The sequence below is a fragment of the Pseudomonas sp. Irchel s3f7 genome, from assembly GCF_900187615.1.
In the GTDB taxonomy this organism is placed as follows: Bacteria; Pseudomonadota; Gammaproteobacteria; order Pseudomonadales; family Pseudomonadaceae; genus Aquipseudomonas.
Genome location: NZ_FYDO01000022.1, coordinates 68,500 through 91,855, shown reverse-complemented (window position 1 = coordinate 91,855; position 23,356 = coordinate 68,500). Strand labels below are relative to the sequence as shown.

General features: G+C 60.3%; 21 protein-coding genes. 20 read left to right on the top strand and 1 reads right to left on the bottom strand.

From position 1 onward, the window contains the following. Positions 1-188: 188 nt before the first annotated feature. From acnA to CKW19_RS19480, 3 genes are all read left to right on the top strand, one after another. Positions 189-2,930, top strand: a complete 2,742-nt coding sequence (gene acnA, locus CKW19_RS19490; RefSeq protein ID WP_095059422.1) for an aconitate hydratase AcnA — start codon at positions 189-191, stop codon at positions 2,928-2,930. Between the two features lie 128 nt (positions 2,931-3,058). Then, positions 3,059-3,850 carry a CPBP family intramembrane glutamic endopeptidase gene (locus tag CKW19_RS19485; RefSeq protein ID WP_095059421.1) on the top strand — a complete coding sequence of 264 codons (792 nt, stop codon included), beginning with the start codon at positions 3,059-3,061 and terminating at the stop codon, positions 3,848-3,850. A 105-nt stretch (positions 3,851-3,955) separates the two neighbouring features. After that, a complete protein-coding gene (locus tag CKW19_RS19480) occupies positions 3,956-5,521 on the top strand; it encodes a PAS domain-containing methyl-accepting chemotaxis protein (RefSeq protein ID WP_095059443.1) in 1,566 nt (521 codons plus the stop codon). A 187-nt stretch (positions 5,522-5,708) separates the two neighbouring features. Here the strand turns inward: CKW19_RS19480 and CKW19_RS19475 are convergent, their stop codons facing one another. Continuing rightward, complete coding sequence (locus CKW19_RS19475) at positions 5,709-6,383, bottom strand: alpha/beta fold hydrolase (RefSeq protein ID WP_095059420.1); 675 nt, start codon at positions 6,381-6,383, stop codon at positions 5,709-5,711. Between the two features lie 86 nt (positions 6,384-6,469). Here CKW19_RS19475 and ccoN (CKW19_RS19470) point away from each other — a divergent pair, with 86 nt between their 5' ends. The 17 genes from ccoN (CKW19_RS19470) (at position 6,470) to CKW19_RS19390 (ending at position 23,336) form a co-directional block, all read left to right on the top strand. Then, positions 6,470-7,894, top strand: coding sequence for a cytochrome-c oxidase, cbb3-type subunit I (ccoN, locus tag CKW19_RS19470; RefSeq protein ID WP_095059419.1), 1,425 nt, complete (start codon positions 6,470-6,472; stop codon positions 7,892-7,894). A gap of 10 nt (positions 7,895-7,904) precedes the next feature. Next, positions 7,905-8,513, top strand: a complete 609-nt coding sequence (gene ccoO / locus CKW19_RS19465; protein WP_008050390.1) for a cytochrome-c oxidase, cbb3-type subunit II — start codon at positions 7,905-7,907, stop codon at positions 8,511-8,513. Between the two features lie 3 nt (positions 8,514-8,516). After that, positions 8,517-8,711, top strand: coding sequence for a cbb3-type cytochrome c oxidase subunit 3 (locus CKW19_RS19460; protein WP_095059418.1), 195 nt, complete (start codon positions 8,517-8,519; stop codon positions 8,709-8,711). Then, positions 8,708-9,661, top strand: coding sequence for a cytochrome-c oxidase, cbb3-type subunit III (gene ccoP / locus CKW19_RS19455; protein WP_095059417.1), 954 nt, complete (start codon positions 8,708-8,710; stop codon positions 9,659-9,661). The genes CKW19_RS19460 and ccoP (CKW19_RS19455) overlap by 4 nt, the downstream gene beginning before the upstream one ends. Positions 9,662-10,142: 481 nt before the next feature. Then, the gene (ccoN, locus tag CKW19_RS19450) at positions 10,143-11,585 is read left to right on the top strand and encodes a cytochrome-c oxidase, cbb3-type subunit I (RefSeq protein ID WP_095059416.1); all 1,443 of its coding nucleotides are present in this window, start codon (positions 10,143-10,145) and stop codon (positions 11,583-11,585) included. Beyond that, a complete protein-coding gene (ccoO, locus tag CKW19_RS19445) occupies positions 11,585-12,193 on the top strand; it encodes a cytochrome-c oxidase, cbb3-type subunit II (RefSeq protein ID WP_009042961.1) in 609 nt (202 codons plus the stop codon). The genes ccoN (CKW19_RS19450) and ccoO (CKW19_RS19445) overlap by 1 nt, the downstream gene beginning before the upstream one ends. A 5-nt stretch (positions 12,194-12,198) precedes the next feature. Beyond that, positions 12,199-12,384, top strand: coding sequence for a CcoQ/FixQ family Cbb3-type cytochrome c oxidase assembly chaperone (locus CKW19_RS19440; protein WP_003175465.1), 186 nt, complete (start codon positions 12,199-12,201; stop codon positions 12,382-12,384). Then, complete coding sequence (ccoP, locus tag CKW19_RS19435) at positions 12,381-13,364, top strand: cytochrome-c oxidase, cbb3-type subunit III (RefSeq protein ID WP_095059415.1); 984 nt, start codon at positions 12,381-12,383, stop codon at positions 13,362-13,364. The genes CKW19_RS19440 and ccoP (CKW19_RS19435) overlap by 4 nt, the downstream gene beginning before the upstream one ends. A gap of 230 nt (positions 13,365-13,594) precedes the next feature. Next, complete coding sequence (locus tag CKW19_RS19430; protein WP_256580359.1) at positions 13,595-14,593, top strand: metallophosphoesterase; 999 nt, start codon at positions 13,595-13,597, stop codon at positions 14,591-14,593. Positions 14,594-14,850: 257 nt separating this feature from the next. Beyond that, positions 14,851-16,266, top strand: a complete 1,416-nt coding sequence (gene ccoG / locus CKW19_RS19425) for a cytochrome c oxidase accessory protein CcoG (protein WP_095059414.1) — start codon at positions 14,851-14,853, stop codon at positions 16,264-16,266. 11 nt (positions 16,267-16,277) lie between these two features. Further along, positions 16,278-16,817, top strand: coding sequence for a FixH family protein (locus CKW19_RS19420; RefSeq protein ID WP_095059413.1), 540 nt, complete (start codon positions 16,278-16,280; stop codon positions 16,815-16,817). A gap of 110 nt (positions 16,818-16,927) precedes the next feature. Then, entirely contained in the window at positions 16,928-19,378 is a 2,451-nt protein-coding gene (locus CKW19_RS19415; protein WP_095059412.1) for a heavy metal translocating P-type ATPase, read from the top strand. Between the two features lie 22 nt (positions 19,379-19,400). Beyond that, entirely contained in the window at positions 19,401-19,619 is a 219-nt protein-coding gene (gene ccoS, locus CKW19_RS19410; protein WP_019579896.1) for a cbb3-type cytochrome oxidase assembly protein CcoS, read from the top strand. Further along, positions 19,612-20,295, top strand: coding sequence for a sulfite exporter TauE/SafE family protein (locus tag CKW19_RS19405; RefSeq protein WP_095059411.1), 684 nt, complete (start codon positions 19,612-19,614; stop codon positions 20,293-20,295). The genes ccoS and CKW19_RS19405 overlap by 8 nt, the downstream gene beginning before the upstream one ends. 205 nt (positions 20,296-20,500) lie before the next feature. Next, a complete protein-coding gene (gene hemN, locus CKW19_RS19400; RefSeq protein WP_095059441.1) occupies positions 20,501-21,883 on the top strand; it encodes an oxygen-independent coproporphyrinogen III oxidase in 1,383 nt (460 codons plus the stop codon). Positions 21,884-21,973: 90 nt separating this feature from the next. Beyond that, positions 21,974-22,708 (top strand): fumarate/nitrate reduction transcriptional regulator Fnr, encoded by a 735-nt coding sequence (gene fnr / locus CKW19_RS19395; protein WP_095059410.1) that lies wholly within the window; start codon positions 21,974-21,976, stop codon positions 22,706-22,708. A gap of 79 nt (positions 22,709-22,787) precedes the next feature. After that, a complete protein-coding gene (locus CKW19_RS19390; protein ID WP_003223345.1) occupies positions 22,788-23,336 on the top strand; it encodes an adenine phosphoribosyltransferase in 549 nt (182 codons plus the stop codon). Positions 23,337-23,356: the final 20 nt, after the last annotated feature.

Below are 23,356 nucleotides of genomic sequence, written 5' to 3'. Positions count from 1 at the left end.
ACTGCGCGATGCCCAGACTTGCTCTAAAGCAAAGCCTGTCACGAAAACCCGCGCATGATAGCCGAGTTCGGAACCTTGAACTTGCCCATAGAGTCCAGTTATTAGCCAGCTACTGAAAACAGGACTAGGTTTAAGGCTCTGCCCGTCCCCTCAGTCCGTAACCGTGCGGACTCACAGGAGTGATCGTAATGCTGTCCCTCAATAGCCTGAACGCTCTGAAAGAACTGCAAGTCGACACCAAGACCTACCACTATTTCAGCCTGCCGGAAGCCGCCAAGACCCTGGGCGATCTGGACAAGTTGCCGATGTCGCTGAAGGTGCTGCTGGAAAACCTGCTGCGCTGGGAGGACGAAAAGACCGTCACCGGCGCCGACCTCAAGGCGATTGCCGCATGGCTCAAGGAGCGTCGCTCGGATCGCGAAATCCAGTACCGCCCGGCGCGGGTCCTGATGCAAGACTTCACCGGCGTGCCCGCCGTGGTCGACCTGGCCGCCATGCGCGCGGCGATGGCCAAGGCCGGTGGCGATCCGCAACGCATCAACCCGCTCTCCCCCGTCGACCTGGTGATCGACCACTCGGTGATGGTCGACAAATTTGCGACCAGCAGCGCCTTCGAGCAGAACGTCGACATCGAGATGCAACGCAACGGCGAACGCTATGCCTTTCTGCGCTGGGGCCAAAGTGCTTTCGATAACTTCAGCGTGGTGCCGCCGGGCACCGGGATCTGCCATCAGGTGAACCTGGAATACCTGGGGCGCACGGTGTGGACCAAAGATGAAGACGGTCGCACCTATGCCTTCCCCGACACCCTGGTCGGCACCGATTCCCACACCACCATGATCAACGGTCTCGGCGTCCTCGGTTGGGGTGTCGGCGGTATCGAGGCGGAAGCCGCGATGCTGGGGCAACCGGTGTCGATGCTGATACCCGAAGTGATCGGTTTCAAACTGACTGGCAAACTCAAGGAAGGCATCACCGCCACTGACCTTGTGCTGACAGTGACGCAGATGCTGCGCAAAAAAGGCGTGGTGGGGAAATTCGTCGAATTCTATGGTGACGGCCTCGCCGACCTGCCATTGGCCGACCGCGCGACCATCGCCAACATGGCCCCGGAATACGGCGCCACCTGCGGCTTCTTCCCGGTGGACGAGGTGACGCTGGACTACCTGCGCCTGTCCGGCCGCCCCGCCGAGACCGTAAAACTGGTTGAGGCGTACAGCAAGGCTCAGGGTTTGTGGCGCCTTCCGGGCCAGGAACCGGTGTTCACCGACAGCCTGGCGCTGGACATGACCAGCGTCGAAGCCTGCCTGGCAGGGCCGAAACGTCCACAGGACCGCGTTGCACTGCCCAACGTTGCGCAAGCGTTCAGCGACTTCACTGACCTGCAGTTCAAGCCCACCAGCAAGGAAGAAGGCCGACTCGAAAGCGAGGGCGGTGGCGGTGTCGCCGTCGGCAACGCCGATCTGGCCGGTGAAGCGGATTACCACTATGAAGGCCAGACCTATCGCCTGAAAAACGGCGCCGTGGTCATCGCCGCGATCACGTCCTGCACCAACACCTCAAACCCGAGCGTGATGATGGCCGCCGGGTTGCTGGCGAAGAAGGCCGTGGAAAAAGGCCTCAAGCGCAAGCCATGGGTGAAAAGCTCGCTGGCGCCCGGCTCGAAAGTCGTCACCGACTACTACAAAGCGGCAGGCCTGACGCACTACCTTGATGAGCTGGGTTTTGCCTTGGTCGGTTACGGCTGTACCACGTGCATCGGCAACTCGGGTCCGTTATCGGAGCCGATCGAAAAAGCTATCCAGCAAGCCGACCTGACGGTGGCATCGGTGCTGTCGGGCAATCGCAACTTCGAAGGGCGCGTGCATCCATTGGTCAAAACCAACTGGCTGGCCTCCCCGCCCTTGGTGGTGGCCTACGCCTTGGCCGGGACGGTACGGATCGACATCAGTCGCGAACCCTTGGGCGAGGACAAGGACGGCAACCCGGTTTATTTGCGGGACATCTGGCCGAGCAGCAAGGAAATCGCTGACGCGGTGAACCAGGTCAACACGGCCATGTTCCACAAGGAATACGCCGAAGTGTTTGCCGGTGACGAACAGTGGCAAGCGATCAAAGTCCCGCAAGCGGCGACCTATGTCTGGCAGGACGATTCGACCTACATCCAGCATCCGCCGTTCTTCGATGACATTGCTGGCCCGCCGCCCGTGGTCAAGGATGTCTCGGGGGCGCGGATCCTCGCACTGCTCGGCGACTCGGTGACCACCGATCACATTTCCCCGGCCGGCAACATCAAGGCCGACAGCCCGGCAGGACAATACCTGCGCGACAAAGGCGTGGAGCCACGGGACTTCAACTCTTATGGCTCGCGCCGTGGCAACCATGAAGTGATGATGCGCGGCACCTTCGCCAACATCCGCATTCGCAACGAAATGCTCGGCGGCGAAGAAGGCGGCAATACGTTCTACATCCCGACCATGGAAAAGATGCCGATCTACGACGCGGCCATGCGCTATCAGGCTGCGGGCACACCGTTGGTGGTGATCGCCGGCCAGGAATACGGCACCGGTTCAAGCCGCGACTGGGCGGCCAAGGGTACCAATCTGCTGGGTGTAAAAGCCGTCATCGCCGAGAGTTTCGAACGGATCCACCGCTCCAACCTGGTGGGCATGGGCGTGTTGCCTCTGCAGTTCAAGCTGGATCAAAACCGCCAGAGCCTGAACCTGACCGGCCGGGAAACGCTGGACATCCTCGGTTTGACCGGCGTCGAACTGACGCCGCGGATGAATCTGACCCTGGTCATCACCCGCGAGAATGGCACCCGCGAGCGAATCGAAGTGTTGTGCCGGATCGATACATTGAATGAAGTGGAATACTTCAAGTCAGGAGGGATTCTGCATTATGTGTTGCGGCAGTTGATTGCGTCGTAATCGGCAGTTGTTACAAACACCGCCTTCGGGCGGTGTTTTTGTTTGGACGCTACCCCGTACAATCGCGCCTTTATGTTCGCGAACATAATCCGTGCAGGCCCGCAAAATTTCGGACACAAGGATTTTCAATGCTCGCCCTGCCATGGACGCTTCTGGCCCTTCTCTCCCTCGGTTACGGCATGGCGCTGGCTTACGGCCACCTCAGTGGGTTCGCCGGAATCTCTGTCGCATTGCTCCTCATTGCCGGCCTTGCCGTTCGCCAGCAAAAACTCCAATTTGGCCGCTTTCTCGGTCACAGCCTGTTCATCTTCCTGGCCCTGGCCTTGGCGATGCACTGGTTACCGGGTTTCTATAACGGTCGTGTGATACCGCCCCAGCGTTTTACCGACGATGCCGTCACGTTCGCGATGCATTTGAATCTGGACAAGCCACTGATCGGCTTCTGGTTGTTGATCGCCTGTCCCTGGATCGTCTCCCGGCGTTCGCTGCGGGCTTCCCTCTCTGCAACTGTCGTGGCGCTCTTCTTGAGCGTCGTCCTCGCACTCGGAGGTGCGATGCTGCTGGGTGTCATCGCTTGGGCGCCCAAATGGCCGGAGCACGCCTGGTTATGGCTGCTGAACAATCTGCTCATGGTGACGCTGGTCGAAGAAGCGCTGTTCCGCGGCTACATTCAGGGCGGATTGAGCCGGTGCATGAAACATCTGCCCCAGGGCGAAAACCTTGCCTTGCTGCTGGCAGCATCGATCTTCGGCCTGGCTCATGCAGGGGCAGGATGGCAATGGGCGCTGCTGGCGACCCTGGCCGGCATGGGTTACGGCCTGGCCTACCGTTTTGGCGGATTGGCTGCGGCCATTGCCACTCATTTTGGCTTGAACCTGCTGCACTTCGGCCTGTTCACCTATCCGATGCTTGCGCGCTGACGCAAGGGTCATTTTGCGACGCACTGCCGACTATCAAAAAATAACCTCAATAAATGCCGGGAGATGCCGATACAGCGCTTGAAAGCCTTGCGGATTAAATATGCCATGCGTAACAACCAGCCCATTACCCAACGCGAACGGACCTTCCCGGCTCAGCAGCGGTTGATTTCCACCACCGATGCCAAGGGCGTGATCACCTACTGTAACGACGCATTCGTCGAAATCAGCGGGTTTTCCCGTGAGGAACTGATCCGTGCACCGCACAACCTGGTGCGTCACCCTGACGTCCCGTCGGCGGTCTTCGCGCACATGTGGGGCACACTCAAACAAGGCTTGCCATGGATGGGCATCGTCAAGAATCGCTGCAAGACCGGCGACCATTACTGGGTCAACGCCTACGTCACGCCGGTCTTCGATGGCAATCAGGTAATCGGTTACGAGTCGGTCCGGGTCAAGCCCACCGCCGAACAGATCCGCCGTGCCGAAGCGCTCTACCAACGCATCAACCAGGGCAAGTCAGCCATTCCCTCCTCGGATAAATGGCTGCCGGTTCTGCAGGACTGGCTGCCGTTTATTCTGGTCAGCCAACTGAGCTTCATGATTGGCGCGTCGCTCAACTCCCACTGGGGCTTCGCCCTGGCGGCCGGCCTCTCGGTGCCGCTGGGCCTGATGGGCTTGAGCTGGCAACAGCGCGGCCTCAAGCGCTTGCTGCGCCTGGCTGAGCAGACCACGTCTGACCCGCTGATTGCGCAGATGTACACCGACAGCCGTGGCGCCCAGGCACGTCTGGAGATGTCGATCCTCAGCCAGGAAGCACGCCTGAAAACCTGCCTGACCCGTCTGCAGGACACCGCCGAACACTTGACCGATCAGGCCAGACAGTCCGACGCCCTGGCGCACAAAAGCTCCAGCGGTCTGGAGCGCCAACGCGTCGAGACCGAGCAAGTGGCGACCGCCGTCAACCAGATGGCCGCGACCACTCAGGAAGTCGCCAGCCATGTGCAACGCACCGCCGACGCCACCCAGGAAGCCAATCGCCTGACCGGCCGTGGTCGTGACATTGCCGGGGAAACCCGCGAAGCCATCCAGCGCCTGTCGGTGGTGGTCGGTGAAACCGGCCAGACCGTGACCCAACTGGCCAAGGACAGCAACGAAATCGGTGGCGTGGTCGATGTGATCAAAGGCATCGCCGACCAGACCAACCTGCTGGCGCTGAACGCCGCTATCGAAGCGGCCCGTGCCGGTGAGATGGGTCGCGGCTTTGCGGTGGTCGCCGATGAAGTTCGTCAGCTGGCGCAACGCACCACCGAATCCACCGGGCAGATTCACGCGCTGATCGCCAAGCTCCAGCAAACCGCCGGCACCGCCGTGCAAACCATGGAAGCCGGGCATCGTCAGGCGGAAGAAGGTGTGGCGCGGGTGCTGGAAGCGGATCAGGCGTTGGTGGGGATCAGCGAGGCGGTGGCCAACATCACCGACATGACCACCCAGATCGCCGCTGCGACCGAAGAACAAAGTGCCGTGGCCGAAGAGATCAGCCGCAACATCAGCAATATCTCGGAACTGGCGGACCAGACCTCGGAACAGGCGCAGAACTCGGCGTTGTTGAGTGAAGAACTGACCCGCACGGCGAATACCCAGTACTCGTTGGTGGAACGGTTTAACCGCTAGGCCTTGATACCGCCATCGCTGGCAAGCCAGCTCCTACAGAGACCGCAATCCCCTGTAGGAGCTGGCTTGCCAGCGATGAGGCCCTGACTGCTGGCGAAAACTTTACTGAATAAACACCGCGACTTCCCCCGCCACTGACCAAAACACGATACTGCCTGGAAGGCCGCCTTCGCTGGCAAGCCAGCTCCTACAGAAACGCTGCAACCTTCTGCGCTGCAGCCGCCAAATGCTGCTCATGGGTAAACCCGGAAACCTTCAACGGTTTCAAATCATGATCCCCCGCCACCAGCCAGAACACCTCGATACTCGGCGATAGCGCATAACCCTCGACCGCCTCGCGATTGCCCAGCGCATCCCGCTCGCCTTGCACGATCAATGTCCGGGTTTTCAGGGAAGCCAAATGCTCGACCCGCGGTTTCTCCGGCTTGCCCACGGCATAAAACGGATAACCCAGGCACACCAACGCATCCGCCTTCAATTCATCGGCCAGCAAACTGGCCATCCGCCCGCCCATGGACTTGCCGCCAATGGCCAGCAACCCAGTGACATGGCGTCGCACCTGGGCATACACCTCGCGCCAGCATTCCAGCAGTTTCGGGGCCGGATTCGGTGGGCGTTTACTGCCGTCGACACGCCGCTGCGCCATGTACGGAAACTCGAAGCGCAACACGTTCACGCCTTGTGCCGCGAGGCGTGCAGCCATGTCGCTCATCCAGCTACTGTCCATCGGTGCGCCGGCGCCGTGGGCAAGAATCAGCGTCGCCGAAGCCTTGCCGGCAGCGGCATTCCACAGCCATCCATGATCCTGCACGCACTGCGCCCATTGATCCCCGTCAATACTGGCCTTGTGCTGTTTGTCCATGCTTGCCTCGCTTTTAGTCTGCCTATAACTCCAGGCGAAGGATGCGCCGTTTGCGCTCACTTCGGCTGAACCGTGGATGGGGAACCATGAACACTTCTATCAGTACCGCCTACAACTACAAGGTGGTCCGCCAATTCGCCATTATGACGGTGGTGTGGGGCATCGTCGGCATGGGGCTCGGGGTTTTTCTCGCGGCCCAGTTGGTCTGGCCCGAACTCAACTTCAATTTGCCGTGGACCAGCTTCGGCCGCTTGCGCCCGCTGCACACCAATGCGGTGATCTTCGCCTTTGGCGGCTGCGCACTGTTCGCCAGTTCGTTTTATTCGGTGCAACGCACCTGCCAGACTCAACTGTTCGCGCCGAAAATCGCCGCGTTCTGCTTCTGGGGCTGGCAACTGGTGATTCTATTGGCAGCGATCAGCCTGCCGCTGGGCTACACCAGTTCCAAGGAATACGCCGAGCTGGAATGGCCGATCGACATCCTGATCACCATCGTCTGGGTCGCCTACGCCGTCGTGTTCTTCGGCACGATCATGAAGCGCAAGACCAAGCACATTTATGTGGGTAACTGGTTCTTTGGCGCGTTCATCGTCACCGTGGCGATCCTGCATATCGTCAACAACATGGAACTGCCGGTCAGCTTCACCAAGTCCTACTCGCTCTACTCAGGCGCCACCGACGCGATGGTGCAGTGGTGGTACGGGCACAACGCCGTGGGCTTTTTCCTCACCGCCGGTTTCCTCGGGATGATGTACTACTTCGTGCCGAAACAGGCCGAGCGTCCGGTGTACTCCTATCGCCTGTCGATCGTGCACTTCTGGGCGCTGATCACCCTGTACATCTGGGCCGGTCCGCACCACTTGCACTACACCGCGCTGCCAGACTGGGCGCAATCGCTGGGCATGGTGATGTCGCTGGTCCTGCTGGCACCGAGCTGGGGCGGCATGATCAACGGCATGATGACCTTGTCGGGCGCCTGGCATAAGTTGCGCAGCGACCCGATCCTGCGCTTCCTCGTGGTGTCGCTGGCGTTCTACGGCATGTCGACCTTCGAAGGGCCGATGATGGCGATCAAGACCGTGAACGCCCTCTCCCACTACACCGACTGGACCATCGGCCACGTACACGCCGGTGCGCTCGGCTGGGTGGCGATGATTTCCATCGGCGCGCTGTATCACATGATCCCGAAAGTCTTCGGTCGCGAGCAGATGCACAGCATCGGCCTGATCAACGCGCACTTCTGGCTCGCCACCATCGGCACCGTTCTGTACATCGCCTCGATGTGGGTCAACGGCATCGCCCAGGGCCTGATGTGGCGTGCAGTGAACGAAGACGGCACGCTGACCTACTCCTTCGTCGAGACGCTGGTGGCCAGCCACCCTGGCTTCGTCGTGCGACTGGTGGGCGGCGCGATCTTCCTCAGCGGCATGTTCCTGATGGCCTACAACACCTGGCGCACCGTGCGGGCCTCGCAGCCTGCCGAAGCCGCCGCTGCCGCGCAGATGGTCTGAGGAGTCCGCCATGAAACACGAAACTATCGAGAAAAACGTCGGCCTGTTACTGCTGCTGATGATCCTGGCGGTGAGCATTGGCGGTCTGACCCAGATCGTCCCGCTGTTCTTCCAGGACGTAACCAATAAACCGGTGGAAGGCATGAAGCCCTACACCGCGCTGCAATTGGAAGGTCGCGATATCTATATCCGCGAAGGCTGCGTCGGCTGTCACTCGCAGATGATCCGGCCGTTCCGCGCCGAGACCGAGCGCTACGGCCACTACTCGGTGGCCGGCGAAAGCGTCTGGGATCACCCGTTCCTGTGGGGCTCGAAACGCACCGGTCCGGACCTGGCCCGTGTCGGCGCGCGCTACTCCGATGACTGGCACCGCGCGCACTTGTACAACCCGCGCAACGTCGTGCCCGAGTCGAAGATGCCGGCCTACCCATGGCTGGTGGCCAACCCGGTCGACAGCAGTCATACCGAAACCAAGATCAAGGCCATGCGCACTTTGGGCGTGCCGTACACCGACGAAGACATCAGCGGCGCCGTCGCTTCGCTCAAGGGCAAAAGCGAGATGGATGCCCTGGTCGCCTACCTGCAAGTGCTCGGCACTGCCATCAAGAGCAAGAGGTGAGCAATGTTTGAATTGAGCACCGGCATGATCCGCGGCCTTGGCACCGTCGTCGTGTTCGTCGCGTTCATAGGCCTGACCCTTTGGGTGTTCAACGGCAAGCGCGGCCCGGAATTCGCCGAAGCACGCCTGCTGCCCTTCGCCGACGAGCCGCAACCCGACACCACTGAACAACCTGCGACAAGGAGTACCCGGTCATGACCACCTTCTGGAGTACGTGGATCTGCGTACTGACCATCGGCAGCCTGATCGGCCTGACCTGGCTGCTGCTCAGCACCCGCAAGGGCGAAACCAAGGGCAGTGTCGACCAGACCATGGGCCACAGCTTCGACGGCATCGAGGAGTACGACAATCCATTGCCGCAATGGTGGTTCATGCTGTTCGTGGGCACCCTGGTGTTTGCCGTCGGTTACCTGATCCTTTATCCGGGCCTGGGCAACTGGAAAGGCATCCTCCCCGGTTATGAAAACGGCTGGACCGGCGTGCACGAGTGGGAAAAGGAAATGGCCAAGGCCGACGCGAAGTTCGGGCCGATCTTCGCCAAATTCTCCGCCATGCCCCTGGAAGAAGTCGCCAAAGACCCGCAAGCGCTGAAAATGGGCGGCCGCCTGTTCGCCTCCAACTGCTCGGTGTGCCACGGCTCGGATGCCAAGGGTGCATACGGCTTCCCCAACCTGACCGACAGCGACTGGCGCTGGGGCGGTAGTCCGGAAACCATCAAGACCACCATTATGGGTGGGCGGGTGGCCGCCATGCCGGCCTGGGGTGAAATCCTCGGTGAAGACGGCGTCAAGAACGTTGCCGCCTATGTTCGCCATGACCTGGCCGGCCTGCCGCTGCCTGCCGACAGCAAGGCTGACCTGCAAGCAGGCCAGCAGGCGTTCAACACCACGTGCGTCGCTTGTCACGGGGCCAAAGGCCAGGGCACTGAAGCGATGGGCGCGCCAAAACTGACGCACCCGGGCGGTTTCATCTACGGCACCGGCCTGACGCAGCTTGAACAAACGATTCGTCATGGCCGTCAGGGCCATATGCCGGCGCAGAACGAACTGCTCGGCAACGATAAGGTGCAGTTGCTGGCTGCCTACGTTTACAGCTTGTCTCACGCTGCCGGTTCCGAGCATTTGCTGGCGGAGGACAAAGCCGAATAAATCCTGACCGCTCTACTGCCGCATTCATCTGGATGCGGCAGCTCCCCCTCCCTTTGCGACGCATTGTCGCACCCTCATTGCATCTTCCTTTCGGTTCACCGGATTCGGGTCTAAGCTTGCTCCGATGCGGACCGGCGAGCACCGGTTGCAGGTCGACCTTAACCGATGTGTTCGATGCTTCTGCCCGATGACAGGCCGCAAAGGCCGGGAATACCGGCTATCGCGCCAATTGCCGTCGGTCAACCGGCCGTTGCGTTTGAACACACCCCGTTACATGCGACCTGAACCCCTCGCCTATTTCCTCCGCGAAGACATTTTGCCCTTGGGCAATTTTGTCCTTACGCGGCGCATGGAAAGGCCGCAGAATCAGCATTTGAAAGCATTGACCCACGTCATGGCGCGTTGCAATGACCCCCTGCTTTCTCCATACTTGCGGCCGATTTTTAATCCTAATAAAACACCCAAACCGTGGAACCTTAGAATGAGCACAGCAATCAGTCCGACTGCTTATAACTATAAGGTAGTCCGCCAGTTCGCCATCATGACGGTGGTCTGGGGGATCCTTGGCATGGGGCTCGGTGTCTTCATCGCCTCGCAACTGGTCTGGCCGGAGTTGAACTTCGGTCTGCCATGGACGAGCTTTGGACGCCTGCGCCCGTTGCACACCAACCTGGTGATTTTCGCCTTCGGTGGATGTGCACTGTTTGCCACTTCTTATTACGTCGTGCAGCGAACCTGCCAAACGCGACTGATTTCCGACAGCCTCGCGGCCTTCACCTTCTGGGGATGGCAAGCGGTGATCGTCGGTGCTGGTATCTCCTTGCCGCTGGGTTACACCACCAGCAAGGAATACGCCGAACTGGAATGGCCCCTGGCTATCCTGCTGGCCATTGTCTGGGTTACCTACGCTTTGGTGTTCTTCGGCACCATCGTCAAGCGCAAGACCAAGCACATCTATGTCGGTAACTGGTTCTACGGTGCCTTCATCCTCGTGACTGCGATGCTGCACATCGTCAACCACATATCGCTGCCGGTCAGCCTGTTCAAGTCCTACTCGGCCTACGCCGGTGCGACTGACGCGATGATCCAGTGGTGGTACGGCCACAACGCCGTGGGCTTCTTCCTGACCACCGGCTTCCTGGGGATGATGTACTACTTCGTGCCGAAACAGGCCGAACGTCCGATCTACTCCTATCGCCTGTCCATCGTGCACTTCTGGGCGCTGATCACCCTGTACATCTGGGCCGGTCCGCACCACCTGCACTACACCGCTCTGCCGGATTGGGCTCAGTCCCTGGGCATGGCGATGTCGATCATCCTGCTGGCTCCGAGCTGGGGCGGCATGATCAACGGCATGATGACCCTGTCGGGCGCCTGGCATAAGCTGCGCACCGACCCGATCCTGCGCTTCCTGGTGGTGTCCCTGGCGTTCTACGGCATGTCTACCTTCGAAGGTCCGATGATGGCGATCAAGACCGTGAACTCCCTGTCGCACTACACCGACTGGACCATCGGCCACGTACACGCCGGCGCCTTGGGCTGGGTTGCGATGATCTCGATCGGCGCGGTCTACCACATGATCCCGAAACTGTTCGGTCGTGCGCAGATGCACAGCACCGGCCTGATCAACACCCACTTCTGGCTCGCGACCATCGGTACCGTGCTCTACATCGCTTCGATGTGGGTCAACGGCATTACCCAGGGCCTGATGTGGCGTGCAATCAACGATGACGGCACCCTCACCTACTCGTTCGTCGAAGCGCTGCAAGCCAGCCACCCGGGCTTCATCGTCCGTGCCCTGGGCGGTGCATTCTTCGCCGCCGGCATGCTGTTCATGGCCTACAACGTATTCCGCACCGTACGTGCCTCGAACCCGGCTGATGCCAAAGCCGCCGAACAGATTGCCGTAGTTGGAGCTCACTGATGAAGCATGAAGCAGTCGAGAAGAATATTGGCCTGCTGGCCTTCTTCATGGTCATCGCCGTCAGCATCGGCGGCCTGACCCAGATCGTTCCGCTGTTTTTCCAGGATGTCACCAACAAGCCGGTCGAAGGCATGAAGCCTCGCACCGCCCTTGAACTGGAAGGCCGGGACGTTTACATCGCCAACGGTTGTGTCGGCTGCCACTCGCAGATGATCCGTCCGTTCCGTGCTGAAACCGAACGCTACGGCCACTACTCGGTCGCCGGTGAAAGCGTCTGGGACCACCCGTTCCTGTGGGGTTCCAAGCGTACCGGTCCGGACCTGGCCCGTGTCGGCGGTCGTTACTCCGATGACTGGCAGCGTGCGCACTTGTACAACCCGCGCAACGTGGTGCCTGAGTCGAAAATGCCGGCCTACCCGTTCCTCGTGGAAAACAAGCTCGACGGCAAAGACACCGCCAAGAAAATGGAAGTCTTGCGCACGCTCGGCGTCCCTTACACCGACGAAGACATCGCCGGTGCCAAGGATGCTGTGAAGGGCAAAACCGAAATGGACGCGCTGGTGGCCTATCTGCAAGGCCTGGGCACCATCATCAAAAGCAAACGGTGATTTAGATGGATATCGGGATGATTCGTGGCCTGGGCACCGTTGTTGTGATGGTGGCCTTCATCGGTCTGGCGCTGTGGGTATTCAGCCCCAAGCGCAAGTCGGAGTTTGAAGACGCGACCTTGCTGCCTTTCGCGGATGATCCCGAAGCCATCAAGCACGTCGAGCAAGCTTCTAGGAGTAACAAAGAATGACTACGTTCTGGAGTCTGTACGTCACAGTCCTCAGTCTGGGTACCATCTTCGCCCTGACCTGGCTGCTGCTGTCGACCCGTAAGGGGCAGCGCAGCGAACAGACAGATGAGACGGTTGGCCACTCCTTCGACGGGATCGAGGAGTACGACAACCCGCTGCCGAAATGGTGGTTCATGCTGTTCGTCGGCACCATCATCTTCGCACTGGGCTACCTGGCGCTGTATCCGGGCCTGGGTAACTGGAAAGGCCTGCTGCCGGGTTACGGCTACCTCGATAACGAGAAGCAGACCCCGTTCGCCAACGGCCAGAGCGGCTGGACTGGCGTTCACGAGTGGGAAAAGGAAATGGCCAAGTCGGACGCCAAGTTCGGTCCGATCTTCGCCAAATTCGCTGCCATGCCAATCGAAGAAGTGGCCAAGGATCCGCAAGCCTTGAAGATGGGTGGCCGCCTGTTCGCCTCCAACTGCTCGGTTTGCCACGGTTCCGACGCCAAGGGCGCTTATGGCTTCCCTAACCTGACCGACGCCGACTGGCGCTGGGGCGGCGACGCACAAGCCATCAAGACCACCATCTTGGGTGGCCGCCACGCGGTCATGCCGGCGTGGGCTGAAGTGATCGGCGAGCAAGGCGTTGCCGACGTGTCTGCGTTTGTCCTGACCAACCTCGATGGGCGCAAGCTGCCTGAAGGCGCCAAGGCTGATCCGGTTGCCGGCCAGAAGCTGTTCGCTGCCAACTGCGTCGCGTGCCACGGCCCACAAGGCAAAGGCACTCCGGCCATGGGCGCACCTGACCTGACTCACCCGGGCGCGTTCATCTACGGTTCGAGCTTCGCTCAACTGCAGCAGACCATCCGTTACGGCCGTCAGGGCCAGATGCCTGCGCAAGAAGCCATGCAAGGTAACGACAAGGTTCACCTGCTGGCCGCTTACGTCTACAGCCTGTCTCACGGTGAGAAAGCTGCGGCGGAAGATGCCAAATAAGGCAAACGCTTGAAGCAACAAAAAACGGCCCCGCCAGGTAACTGACGGGGCCGTTTTCATTTCCACCTGGAACTGGCTTTCAATTAATAAAACATTTATCGAACGCCACACCGAAACAAACACTATCAATACAAACACAACACACCCTAGCGCCTGCAAGCGCACACCCCTACAGTCAAATCCGCGGAATATCAGAAATAAAAACCCATTATTCATAGAAAAGGATTTCCATGAAAAACCCAATCAATTTGAAATTTTTACCCGTCTTGTTGTTTGCCTACGGCGTATCGATCATGCATTCATTTGCCGCAGATACACCTCCTGCCCACATCGTATTTGCTGCGAGCCCGAAATACCCTTCCAGTGAAACTTCCGACAACGGCGAATCAGAATCCACCGCCGATACGGAGACCCGCTCCCGATGGCTGATCGATGCGCAATACACCAGCATTGCCGATTTCCGCATGCAATCGGGCGGGCATGCCGCCGTTCCCGTCATGATCAACGGCGACCTGACCAGCACAGGCCAATCCAGTGAGCGCGCCTACATCAAAACGGTGTTGCAGAAGACACTGAACAACGTCTACGACTACGGCTTGGGCAATCACGATTACAACTTCAATGCCGGTAGTTGTTCCAGTTGCGCGGCCGGCAGTGTCGATGACCTCAAGGAACGTTACTGGGGAAAGGTCCAGAACATGGACCTTGCGGCCCAGGCCTCCGGTCTGACGAAAACCTGGTATGGAAGCCTCGCTTACTCCCGGGACTTCGGTGATGTTCACCTGATTCAGTTGCATAACCAGCCAACCTATTCGGTGAATTTTTCCACGCAGTCCTTATTCAACACGACAGCTTACGAAATCATTCCGTCCCTAGACTGGCTGGAACGTGATCTGCGGCAGGCGCGCTCACAAGGAAAAATCATTCTGCTGAATTTGCACCAGGCGTTTCACTGGCCAACCAGGGAGACTGAAATCATTCGTTTCAAAAAGCTGATTGATGATTATGGCGTCACCGCCGTGTTCTCCTCCGATGCGAACAAGCAGCACGGAATGTACCCGCCCAACTATATCTACGGCGATGTGCCGCTGTTCACGAGTGGCTCGGCAGCCCGAAAAACCTGGTTGTACGCAAAGATCTCTGACGACAGAACACAACTGACGGTCAATGTCGTCGCCGACAACGATTGGCGCAATCCTGTCGCCCGCCATACCATCGCCGTCAGGTAAGACATCCAGCGACGCCAATGGATACCTGATTGGCGTCGTTACCTGCGGTTCGACGGCTATACTCGACAAGTCAATTGACCTGCATCATGTTTTGTTACATCTGCTACACCATCCATTGTTTTTCCCCAACGCGACCAAAGGTCGCACCCGCGAGCTAGAGCGACAGGCGTATCATTGCGCCACTGTAAGCCCCCTTTTTGACCGCGGTTGGCACGTACTGGCCGGGGCAATTTTTCCACTGCCGTGGGATGCAACTGATGAGCAACCAGATTCCGGTACACGACGTCACTCCACCCAACAAGAACGCGAACAACAGCGTCGATCTCTACGCCTCTCGGGAAAAAATCTACACCCGCGCCTTCACCGGCCTGTTCCGCAACCTGCGGATGACGGGCGGTGCCGTGCTGTTTCTGCTGTATTTCGGTACGGTCTGGCTGAACTGGGGTGGCCATCAAGCCGTCTGGTGGAACCTGCCAGAGCGCAAGTTCTTCATCTTCGGTGCAACCTTCTGGCCCCAGGACTTCATCCTGCTGTCTGGCATGCTGATCATCGCCGCGTTTGGCCTCTTCTTCATCACGGTGTACGCCGGGCGGGTCTGGTGCGGCTACACCTGCCCGCAAAGTGTGTGGACCTGGATCTTCATGTGGTGCGAAAAGGTCACCGAAGGCGACCGCAACCAGCGCATCAAACTCGACAAGGCGCCCATGAGCGCCAACAAGATAGTGCGCAAGCTCAGCAAGCACACAATGTGGCTGCTGATCGGCTTCGTGACCGGCATGACCTTCGTCGGCTATTTCTCGCCGATCCGCGAACTGGTGATCGAATTCTTCACCGGCCAGGCCGATGGCTGGTCGTACTTCTGGGTCGGTTTCTTCACCCTCGCCACCTATGGCAACGCGGGCTGGCTGCGTGAGCAGGTGTGCATCTACATGTGTCCGTACGCACGCTTCCAGAGCGTGATGTTCGACAAGGACACCCTGATCGTGTCCTACGACCCGCGCCGTGGCGAAAGCCGTGGCCCGCGCAAGAAAGGCATCGACTACAAGGCCCAGGGCCTGGGTGATTGCATCGATTGCACCATGTGCGTCCAGGTCTGCCCGACCGGTATCGACATCCGTGACGGCCTGCAAATCGAATGCATCGGTTGCGCCGCCTGCATCGATGCCTGCGACGCGATCATGGACAAGATGGAATACCCGCGCGGCCTCATCAGCTACACCACCGAACACAACCTGTCCGGGCAGAAAACCCATAAACTGCGTCCGCGCCTGATCGGCTATGCCGTGGTGTTGCTGGCGATGATCAGTTTGCTGGCCACGGCCTTCGTCATGCGTTCGCTGGTGGGTTTCGACGTCAGCAAGGACCGCGTGCTGTACCGCGAGAACGCCGAAGGCCGGATCGAAAACGTCTACAGCCTGAAAATCATGAACAAGGACCAGCGCGACCACACCTACATCCTCGAAGCCTCGGGCCTGCCGGATCTCAAAATGCAGGGCCGGCGCGAGATCAAGGTCGCGGCCGGCGAGATTGTCAGCCAGCCTGCCGAGTTGTCGGTCGCACCGGAAAAACTGCCGTCGAGCACCAACGAGGTGAAATTCATCCTCAAGGATGCCGATGACGACAGCGTCCACATTGAAGCCAAGAGCCGGTTCATCGGCCCACAAAATCGTTAAGAGAACTGATCATGCCCGCAGCAACTGCCGCAAGTCCCTGGTACAAGCACCTCTGGCCGTGGATCATCATCGGGATCCTGGCCTGCTCGGTGACCCTGACCTTGTCCATGGTGACCATTGCGGTGAATAACCCGGACAACCTGGTCAACGACAACTATTACGAAGCCGGCAAAGGCATCAACCGCTCCCTCGACCGTGAACTGCTGGCACAGACCCTGCTGATGCGCGCCAGCGTGCACCTGGATGGCGTGACCGGCGAAGTCGACCTGCACCTGAGCGGCAACAGCCAGCCCAAAACCCTGGAACTCAACCTGATTTCGCCGACCCAGCCAGAGAAAGATCGCAAGATCACCCTGACCCGCAGTGAAACCGAACAGGGCCGTTACATCGGCCAGTTGAGCGACAAGATCGAAGGCCGTCGCTTTATCGAATTGCTCGGTACCCAGGACGACCATATCTGGCGCATGTTCGAAGAAGAGCTGGTCAGCCATGACAAGGATCTGTTGCTCGGTGACGAACCCCTTCAGGGCGCCGAAGACCTGAAGAAATAAAGCCGCGCTTCGCGCATCGCCGGCAAGCCGGCTCCTACAGAATCACGCGAACTCTGTAGGAGCCGGCTTGCCGGCGATGAGGCCCTCCTGAACGATGTAGACTCCACTTCATGACCACCCCAACCCCCTGCTACCACTGCGCCCTGCCCGTCCCGGCCGGCAGCCGCTTCACCGCCGTCGTGTTCGGGCAGGCCCGCGAATTCTGCTGCCCGGGTTGCCAGGCCGTGGCCGAAGCCATTGTTGCCGGCGGCCTGGAAAGCTATTATCAGCACCGCAGCGAAGCCTCGGCCAACCCACAGGCATTGCCGGTGCAACTGGTGGACGAGCTGGCGCTGTACGACCGCGCCGACGTGCAAAAGCCCTTTGTCCGCCACGAAGGCGAACTCGCTGAAACCACCCTGCTGATGGAAGGCATCAGTTGCGCCGCCTGCGGCTGGCTGATCGAGAAGCACCTGCGCACCTTGCCGGCCGTCGCCGAAGCACGCTTGAACCTGTCCAACCATCGCCTGCATGTACGCTGGACCGACGCGCAACTCCCCCTGAGCCAGATCCTCAGCGAGCTGCGTCACATCGGTTACGCCGCCCACCCCTACCAGGCCGACCGCGCCAGTGAACAACTGGCCAGCGAAAACCGCCTGGCCCTGCGTCAACTCGGGGTGGCCGGGTTGTTGTGGTTCCAGGCGATGATGGCGACCATGGCCACCTGGCCGGAATTCAACATCGACCTCAGCCCGGAATTGCACACGATCCTGCGCTGGGTCGCGCTGTTCCTCACCACGCCGATTGTGTTCTACAGCTGCGCGCCGTTCTTCAAGGGCGCCATGCGCGACTTGCGCACCCGCCATCTCACGATGGACGTTTCGGTGTCGCTGGCCATCGGCAGCGCCTACATTGCGGGGATCTGGACCTCGATCACCGGGGTCGGCGAGCTGTATTTCGACGCCGTGGGCATGTTCGCGCTGTTCCTGCTGGCCGGGCGATACCTGGAGCGTCGCGCCCGTGAACGCACCGCCGCCGCCACGGCGCAACTGGTGAATCTGCTGCCCGCCTCGTGCCTGCGCCTGAGCTCCGACGGCCAGAGCGAGCGCATCCTGCTCAGCGAATTGCGCGTGGGAGATCAGGTGCTGGTGCATCCGGGCGCCATTCTGCCGGCCGACGGCAAGATCATCGATGGCCAATCCAGTGTCGACGAGTCACTGCTGACTGGCGAATACCTGCCGCAGCCTCGGACCCTCGGTGACTCGGTCACTGCCGGCACCCTGAACGTAGAAGGCGCTCTGACGGTCGAGGTCCAGGCGCTCGGCCAGGACACACGCCTGTCGGCCATCGTCCGCTTGCTGGATCGCGCTCAAGCGGAAAAACCACGACTGGCGGAAATCGCCGACCGCGCCGCGCAGTGGTTTCTGTTGTTGTCGCTGATTGCCGCTGCCGCCATTGGCCTGTTGTGGTGGGAACTGGATGCCTCGCGGGCATTCTGGATTGTGTTGGCCATGCTGGTCGCGACCTGTCCGTGCGCGTTGTCGCTGGCCACGCCGACCGCCCTCACAGCCGCTACCGGCACCCTGCACAAACTCGGTTTATTGCTGACTCGCGGCCATGTGCTCGAAGGCTTGAACCAGATCGACACGGTAATTTTCGACAAGACCGGCACCCTGACCGAAGGTCGCCTGGCACTGCGCGCCATCCGGCCACTCGGCGCACTCGACAGCGATCAGTGCCTGAGTCTGGCCGCCGCGCTGGAAAACCGCTCAGAACACCCGATTGCCCGTGCGTTCGGCCGCGCGCCAACGGCCGCCGAAGAAGTCCACAGCACACCGGGACTTGGCCTCGAAGGCCTGGTGGACGGGCAACGCCTGCGTATCGGCCAACCCGGTTTTGTCTGCGAACTCAGCGGCGCCGACGAACCAGCGATGCCGGACGAAGCGGGCCAATGGCTGCTGCTCGGCGATAGCCACGGTCCACTGGCGTGGTTCGTTCTCGATGACCGCTTGCGTGCCGACGCCCCCGCACTGCTGGCGGCGTGCAAGGCGCGTGGCTGGCGTACGCTGCTGCTTTCTGGCGACAGTTCGCCGATGGTCGCCAGTGTCGCCGCCGAGCTCGGCATTGATGAAGCTCGGGGCGGATTGCGCCCGGACGACAAACTGCAAGTCCTGCAACAGCTGCACAAGGAAGGTCGCAAGGTGTTGATGCTCGGCGACGGGGTCAACGATGTGCCGGTGCTGGCGGCTGCCGACATCAGCGTTGCCATGGGTTCGGCCACCGACCTGGCGAAAACCAGCGCCGACGCCGTGCTGTTGTCCAACCGTCTCGATGCCCTGGTGCAAGCGTTCAGCCTGGCACGGCGCACCCGTCGGGTCATCATCGAGAACCTTCTTTGGGCCGCGCTGTACAATGGCCTCATGTTGCCGTTCGCGGCCCTCGGCTGGATCACGCCAGTGTGGGCTGCGGTCGGCATGTCCATCAGTTCGTTGACCGTGGTACTGAACGCCCTGCGCCTGACTCGCCTGCCGAGTGCGCCGGTAACCCAGGCCACGCCAGAAACCCGTCCGTTGCCGGCCTGAGCCGCGCGGGCATGGAGTCCAGATGCCAGCTCTTTACGTGATGATCCCGGCCGCACTGCTGATCGTGGCCATCGCCGTCTACATCTTCTTCTGGGCGGTCGACAGCGGCCAGTACGACGACCTCGACGGCCCGGCCCACAGCATCCTGTTCGACGACCAGGACCCGAAGCACACCGCTGCCGTCGATGAGGCCAGCGGTCACCCGGCCAAACCGGACGACAAGGCACCGCCCCATGCTTGAACTGGCGCCACTGCTGGTGTCGGCGGTGATCCTCGGTTTGCTCGGCGGCGGCCATTGCCTTGGCATGTGCGGCGGTTTGATGGGCGCCTTGACCCTGGCGATCCCCAAGGAACAGCGCAGTCGGCGCTTTCGCCTGCTGCTGGCCTACAACCTGGGACGAATTCTGAGTTATGCCACCGCCGGATTGTTGATCGGTCTGGCAGGCTGGGCGCTGGCCAACAGTCCGGCGGCGATGTTCCTGCGCGTTCTCGCCGGACTGCTATTGATCGCCATGGGCCTGTACCTCGCCGGATGGTGGAGTGGACTGACCCGCATCGAAAGCCTTGGTCGCGGGCTGTGGCGACACATCCAGCCCGTGGCCAACAAGTTGCTGCCAGTCTCAAGCATTCCCCGCGCACTGTTGCTGGGCGCTCTGTGGGGTTGGCTGCCTTGCGGCCTGGTTTACAGCACCCTGTTGTGGTCAGCCAGCCAGGGCAATGCGCTGGACAGCGCGTTGTTGATGCTCGCGTTCGGGCTCGGCACGTGGCCGGTGTTGCTGGCGACAGGCCTTGCCGCCGAAAGGGTGACGGCACTGTTGCGCAAACGCAGCGTGCGCATGACCGGTGGGTTGCTGGTGATGCTGTTCGGCATCTGGACATTGCCAGGCCCACATCAGCATTGGTTGATGGGACACTGACATTGTGGCGAGGGGGCTTGCCCCCGTTGGGCTGCGCAGCAGGCCCATCTCTTTGGGGCCGCTACGCGCCCCAGCGGGAGCAAGCTCCCTCGCCACAAAAACCCATCACAGCCAATTACCACTCTTGATGCAAATCAAGATGCCCTCACCCGCCTGCGCATAAAGTGAGCAGCATTGCCAGCCTATCCGGGGGAATGCCCGCATGATGCTCGACGCCATTCGTTGGGACACCGATCTGATCCGCCGTTATGACCTGGCGGGACCCCGCTACACCTCATACCCCACTGCCGTGCAATTCCACAGCCAGGTCGGCACCTTCGATCTGTTCCACGCCTTGCGCGACAGCCGCAAGGCCCTGCGTCCGCTGTCGCTGTATGTGCACGTGCCGTTTTGCGCGAACATTTGCTACTACTGCGGCTGCAACAAAGTCGTCACCAAGGACCGCGGCCGCGCACTGCCTTACCTGCAACGTCTGGAGCACGAAATCCAGTTGATCGCCTGCCACCTCGACCCCACGCAAAAAGTCGAGCAACTGCACTTCGGTGGCGGCACGCCAACCTTTCTCAGCCACGACGAACTGCGTCAGTTGATGGCGCACCTGCGCAAGCACTTCAACTTGCTGGACGACGACTCCGGCGACTACGGCATCGAAATCGACCCTCGCGAGGCCGACTGGTCGACCATGGGCCTGTTGCGCGAACTGGGTTTCAACCGGGTCAGCATCGGCGTGCAAGACCTTGATCCGGCCGTGCAGCGAGCGGTCAATCGCCTGCAAAGCCTGGAAGAAACCCGCGCGGTGATCGACGCTGCTCGCACCTTGCAGTTTCGCTCGATCAACATTGACTTGATCTACGGCCTGCCGAGACAGACGCCGGATAATTTTGCCCGTACCGTCGAAGAAGTGATCAGTCTGCAACCGGACCGGTTGTCGGTGTTCAACTACGCGCACCTGCCGGAACGCTTCATGCCGCAACGGCGCATCAACAGCGACGAGCTGCCGACGCCCAGCCAGAAACTGGAAATGCTGCAACGCACCATCGAACAACTGACCGCTGCCGGTTACCGCTACATCGGCATGGACCATTTCGCCCTGCCCGACGATGAGCTGGCGATCGCCCAGGAAGAATCAACCCTGCAACGCAACTTCCAGGGCTACACCACCCACGGTCATTGCGACCTGATCGGCCTCGGCGTATCGGCGATCAGCCAGATCGGCGACCTGTATTGCCAGAACAACAGCGACCTGAACCAATACCAGAACGCCCTCGCCTCGTCGCAGCTGGCCACCAGCCGCGGACTGCTGTGCAATGCCGACGACCGTTTGCGGCGCGCAGTCATTCAGCAACTGATGTGCCACTTCAACCTGGAATTTTCCGACATCGAGCAGGCGTTCAACATCGACTTCCAGGGTTATTTCGGTGAACTCTGGCCCCAGTTGCAGGAAATGGCCAAGGACGGGTTGATCGAGCTGGATCGCGACAGAATCACCATCCTGCCCGCCGGCCGGCTGTTGGCGCGATCGGTGTGCATGGTGTTCGATGCGTACCTGGAGCAACACAGTCGCCAACGTTTTTCACGGGTAATCTAATTCTGCAAGCAAGCGCCACAGACTGGCCTCGATATCCTTGGGTGGGTTACCCTTACGCCTTATGTGTGATTTCCCACAAGGATTGAAGAAATGTCCGAGCCAGTAAAACTGCGCACACACAATCAGGCCCACTGCAAGGATTGCAGCCTGGCCCCTCTGTGCCTGCCACTTTCGTTGAATCTGGAAGACATGGATGCACTGGACGAAATCGTCAAACGTGGCCGGCCGCTGAAAAAGGGCGAATTTCTGTTTCGTCAGGGCGATACCTTCGATTCTGTCTACGCCGTCCGTTCCGGCGCGCTCAAAACCTTCAGCCTGAGCGACACCGGTGAAGAACAGCTCACCGGCTTCCACCTGCCCAGCGAACTGGTCGGTCTGTCGGGCATGGACACGGAAAAACATCCAGTGTCTGCGCAGGCGCTGGAAACCACTTCCGTGTGTGAAATCCCGTTCGAGCGCCTCGATGAACTGGCCCTGCAACTGCCACAACTGCGTCGTCAGTTGATGCGCGTGATGAGCCGTGAAATCCGCGATGATCAGCAGATGATGCTGCTGCTGTCGAAAAAAACCGCCGACGAACGCATCGCCACGTTCCTGGTCAATCTCTCGGCCCGCTTCCGTGCTCGAGGGTTTTCGGCCAATCAGTTCCGCCTGAGTATGTCGCGCAACGAAATCGGCAACTACCTGGGTCTGGCCGTCGAGACGGTGTCCCGCGTCTTTACCCGATTCCAGCAGAACGAACTGATCGCGGCCGAAGGCAAGGAAATACACATCCTTGACCCGATCCAGCTGTGCGCGCTGGCCGGTGGTTCGCTGGAAAGCTGATACAAGCCATTGCGGCTGAGCGAAACGGCTCAGCCGCCGTTATACTGCGTCGTTTGCAGCCTGCCAGGACACCTCGACGATGGTCTTCGACTCCTTCGACATCAAATCCCTCATCCGCCCTGTCATCGACTTCCCGAAACCGGGCGTGATCTTTCGCGACATCACCCCCCTGTTCCAGTCGCCGAAAGCCCTGCGCCTGGTGATGGACAGTTTCGCCCATCGTTACGTCGAGGCTGACTTCACCCACATCGGCGCCATGGATGCCCGCGGCTTCCTGATCGGTTCGGTATTGGCCTATCAACTGAACAAGCCGCTGGTGCTGTTCCGCAAACAAGGCAAGCTGCCCGCCGACGTGCTGGCCGAGGGTTACGCGACCGAATACGGCGAGGCCTTCCTTGAAGTGCACGCCGACAGCCTGTGCGAAGGTGATTCGGTAGTGATGTTCGATGACCTGATCGCCACAGGCGGCACGCTGATTGCCGCGGCCAACCTGATCCGCCGCATGGGCGCGCGGGTGCATGAGGCGGCGGCAATCATTGATCTGCCAGAGCTGGGTGGTTCGCAGCGTCTGGAAGACATGGGCATTCCGACGTTCTGCCTGACGCAGTTTGCCCTTACCGACAAGTAAGCGGCGCCTGTACTGACGCC

Excerpts from the sequence above, each read along its gene's own strand:
- CKW19_RS19405 (WP_095059411.1), top strand. The coding sequence starts at position 19,612 with ATGCTTGAACTGGCGCCACTGCTGGTGTCGGCGGTGATCCTCGGTTTG.
- acnA (WP_095059422.1), top strand. The coding sequence starts at position 189 with ATGCTGTCCCTCAATAGCCTGAACGCTCTGAAAGAACTGCAAGTCGAC.
- ccoN (WP_095059419.1), top strand. The coding sequence starts at position 6,470 with ATGAACACTTCTATCAGTACCGCCTACAACTACAAGGTGGTCCGCCAA.
- ccoG (WP_095059414.1), top strand. The coding sequence starts at position 14,851 with ATGAGCAACCAGATTCCGGTACACGACGTCACTCCACCCAACAAGAAC.
- ccoO (WP_008050390.1), top strand. The coding sequence starts at position 7,905 with ATGAAACACGAAACTATCGAGAAAAACGTCGGCCTGTTACTGCTGCTG.
- ccoN (WP_095059416.1), top strand. The coding sequence starts at position 10,143 with ATGAGCACAGCAATCAGTCCGACTGCTTATAACTATAAGGTAGTCCGC.
- CKW19_RS19415 (WP_095059412.1), top strand. The coding sequence starts at position 16,928 with ATGACCACCCCAACCCCCTGCTACCACTGCGCCCTGCCCGTCCCGGCC.
- ccoP (WP_095059415.1), top strand. The coding sequence starts at position 12,381 with ATGACTACGTTCTGGAGTCTGTACGTCACAGTCCTCAGTCTGGGTACC.
- CKW19_RS19440 (WP_003175465.1), top strand. The coding sequence starts at position 12,199 with ATGGATATCGGGATGATTCGTGGCCTGGGCACCGTTGTTGTGATGGTG.
- CKW19_RS19485 (WP_095059421.1), top strand. The coding sequence starts at position 3,059 with ATGCTCGCCCTGCCATGGACGCTTCTGGCCCTTCTCTCCCTCGGTTAC.
- CKW19_RS19475 (WP_095059420.1), bottom strand. The coding sequence starts at position 6,383 with ATGGACAAACAGCACAAGGCCAGTATTGACGGGGATCAATGGGCGCAG.
- CKW19_RS19420 (WP_095059413.1), top strand. The coding sequence starts at position 16,278 with ATGCCCGCAGCAACTGCCGCAAGTCCCTGGTACAAGCACCTCTGGCCG.
- CKW19_RS19480 (WP_095059443.1), top strand. The coding sequence starts at position 3,956 with ATGCGTAACAACCAGCCCATTACCCAACGCGAACGGACCTTCCCGGCT.
- CKW19_RS19430 (WP_256580359.1), top strand. The coding sequence starts at position 13,595 with ATGAAAAACCCAATCAATTTGAAATTTTTACCCGTCTTGTTGTTTGCC.
- CKW19_RS19390 (WP_003223345.1), top strand. The coding sequence starts at position 22,788 with ATGGTCTTCGACTCCTTCGACATCAAATCCCTCATCCGCCCTGTCATC.
- CKW19_RS19460 (WP_095059418.1), top strand. The coding sequence starts at position 8,517 with ATGTTTGAATTGAGCACCGGCATGATCCGCGGCCTTGGCACCGTCGTC.
- fnr (WP_095059410.1), top strand. The coding sequence starts at position 21,974 with ATGTCCGAGCCAGTAAAACTGCGCACACACAATCAGGCCCACTGCAAG.
- ccoO (WP_009042961.1), top strand. The coding sequence starts at position 11,585 with ATGAAGCATGAAGCAGTCGAGAAGAATATTGGCCTGCTGGCCTTCTTC.
- hemN (WP_095059441.1), top strand. The coding sequence starts at position 20,501 with ATGCTCGACGCCATTCGTTGGGACACCGATCTGATCCGCCGTTATGAC.
- ccoS (WP_019579896.1), top strand. The coding sequence starts at position 19,401 with ATGCCAGCTCTTTACGTGATGATCCCGGCCGCACTGCTGATCGTGGCC.
- ccoP (WP_095059417.1), top strand. The coding sequence starts at position 8,708 with ATGACCACCTTCTGGAGTACGTGGATCTGCGTACTGACCATCGGCAGC.